The sequence below is a fragment of the Kitasatospora sp. NPDC056783 genome, from assembly GCF_042789895.1.
In the GTDB taxonomy this organism is placed as follows: Bacteria; Actinomycetota; Actinomycetes; order Streptomycetales; family Streptomycetaceae; genus Kitasatospora.
The window spans coordinates 1-2,813 of sequence record NZ_JBHUAF010000613.1 but is presented as its reverse complement, the minus strand read 5'-3'; the positions used below and the strand labels follow the sequence as shown (position 1 = coordinate 2,813).

General features: G+C 70.4%; 1 protein-coding gene. It reads left to right on the top strand.

Annotated features, from left to right (window positions below):
• Positions 1-449: 449 nt before the first annotated feature.
• A complete protein-coding gene (locus tag ACFRMQ_RS39830) occupies positions 450-2,657 on the top strand; it encodes a polyribonucleotide nucleotidyltransferase (protein WP_380735793.1) in 2,208 nt (735 codons plus the stop codon).
• The last annotated feature ends 156 nt before the right edge of the window (positions 2,658-2,813 follow it).

Genomic DNA, 2,813 nt, shown 5'->3' with positions numbered 1-2,813 from the left:
CCCCACACCGGGGAGCCGCCCCTCGCGCGTATGCCGCGGCGGTCGGCGACGACCCGCCGCCGACGGCGTCCGGACATAACAACTCGCGCGCACCTCCCCAGGTGGCCGAGGATTGCACCGTAGGGTTGTGGGCATGCCGGGTGATGGCGCACCAGCGCGCCACCCGGGCAGAAGGACCCGAACCCCCCGCGGGACGAAGGCTTCAAACGGAAGCCGCCCGCATCCGAGAGAGCGTCCAGACGCGGACCGCCCTTCCCGGCCCGGCAGCCGTGAGGCGCCGGTCCTCGGTAGTGGCCGTCGGAGCCCCCGCAGAGCGAGCGGGGCACTCCGGAGGCTTCGATCGAAGACCGGCCCGACTGCCGCCCTCCCCGTAGAGGGCCCGGGGGCCAACCGCAGGCAGGACGCGGGGACGCTCTCCCGGAGAACGTACGAAAGAGGAGATCTTCCAGGTGGAAGAGAACGTGTTCTACGCCGAGGCCGTGATCGACAACGGTTCCTTCGGCACCCGTACCATCCGCTTCGAGACCGGCCGTCTGGCCCGTCAGGCCGCCGGCTCCGCCGTGGCCTACCTGGACGACGACACCATGGTGCTGTCGGCCACCAGCGCGTCCAAGCAGCCGAAGGAGCACTTCGACTTCTTCCCGCTGACCGTGGACGTCGAGGAGCGGATGTACGCCGCCGGCCGCATCCCCGGCTCGTTCTTCCGTCGCGAGGGCCGGCCCTCCGAGGACGCGATCCTCACCTGCCGCCTGATCGACCGCCCGCTGCGCCCGTCCTTCGTCAAGGGCCTGCGCAACGAGATCCAGGTCGTCGTCACCGTGATGGCGCTCAACCCCGACCACCTGTACGACGTGGTCGCCATCAACGCCGCCTCCGCCTCCACCCAGCTGGCGGGCCTGCCGTTCTCCGGCCCGATCGGTGGCGTCCGCGTCGCGCTGATCAACGGCCAGTGGGTCGCCTTCCCGACCCACAGCGAGCTGGAGTCGGCCGTCTTCGACATGGTCGTCGCCGGTCGCGTCCTGCCGGACGGCGACGTCGCGATCATGATGGTCGAGGCCGAGGCCACCGACAAGACCATCAAGCTGGTCGAGGGCGGCGCCGAGGCGCCGACCGAGGAGATCGTCGCCTCCGGCCTGGAGGCCGCGAAGCCGTTCATCAAGGTCCTGTGCGCCGCGCAGGCGCAGCTGGCCGCCCAGGCCGCCAAGCCGACCGGTGAGTTCCCGGTCTTCCTGGACTACCAGGACGACGTCCTCGCCGCGCTGACCGCCGCCGTCAAGGACGAGCTCGCCCAGGCCCTGACCATCGCGGGCAAGCAGGAGCGCCAGAACGAGCTGGACCGCGTCAAGGCGCTGGCCGCCGAGAAGCTGCTCCCCGAGTTCGAGGGCCGCGAGAAGGAGATCGGCGCCGCCTACAACGCGCTGACCAAGAAGATCGTCCGCGAGCGCGTCATCAAGGACAAGGTCCGCATCGACGGCCGCGGCGTCACCGACATCCGCACCCTGGCCGCCGAGGTCGAGGCCATCCCGCGGGTGCACGGCTCGGCCCTGTTCGAGCGCGGCGAGACCCAGATCCTGGGCGTCACCACGCTGAACATGCTGCGCATGGAGCAGCAGCTGGACACGCTCTCCCCGGAGACGCGTCGCCGCTACATGCACAACTACAACTTCCCGCCGTACTCCGTCGGTGAGACCGGCCGCGTGGGCTCGCCCAAGCGCCGCGAGATCGGCCACGGCGCGCTGGCCGAGCGCGCCCTGCTGCCGGTGCTGCCGACCCGCGAGGAGTTCCCGTACGCCATCCGCCAGGTCTCCGAGGCGCTCGGCTCCAACGGCTCCACCTCGATGGGCTCGGTCTGCGCCTCGACCATGTCGCTGCTGAACGCCGGTGTGCCGCTGAAGGCCGCCGTCGCCGGCATCGCGATGGGCCTGATCTCCCAGGAGATCGACGGCGAGACCCACTACGTCACGCTGACCGACATCCTCGGCGCCGAGGACGCGTACGGCGACATGGACTTCAAGGTCGCCGGTACCCGCAACTTCATCACCGCCCTCCAGCTGGACACCAAGCTGAACGGCATCCCGGCGTCGGTGCTCGCCGCCGCGCTGAAGCAGGCCAAGGACGCCCGCCTGCACATCCTCGACGTGATGAACGAGGCCATCGACTCGCCCGACGAGATGTCCCCGAACGCGCCGCGCATCATCACCATCAAGATCCCGGTGGACAAGATCGGTGAGGTCATCGGCCCCAAGGGCAAGATGATCAACCAGATCCAGGAGGACACCGGCGCCGAGATCACGATCGAGGACGACGGCACCATCTACATCGGTGCCGCCGACGGCCCGGCCGCCGAGGCCGCCCGCACCACGATCAACCAGATCGCCAACCCGACCATGCCGGAGGTCGGCGAGCGCTACCTGGGCACCGTGGTCAAGACCACGACGTTCGGCGCGTTCGTGTCGCTGATGCCGGGCAAGGACGGCCTGCTGCACATCTCGCAGATCCGCAAGCTGGCCGGCGGCAAGCGCGTCGAGAACGTCGAGGACGTCCTCGGCGTCGGCGCCAAGGTCCAGGTCGAGATCGCCGAGATCGACCCGCGCGGCAAGCTCTCCCTGATCCCGGTCATCGAGGGCGAGGAGGGCGGCGAGGCCGCTTCCGAGTGAAGCGCCGCTAGCTGACCCCGCGGCCCGTACGCCACCCGGCGCGCGGCCCGCACCCCGGTCTCCACGCGGTCGTCCGCCCCTCCCCATCCGCACCAGCGATACCACTGGCGGTCCCCCCCCTGCCGCACGCCCCGGCGCACACGCAGCCTCCCGGCA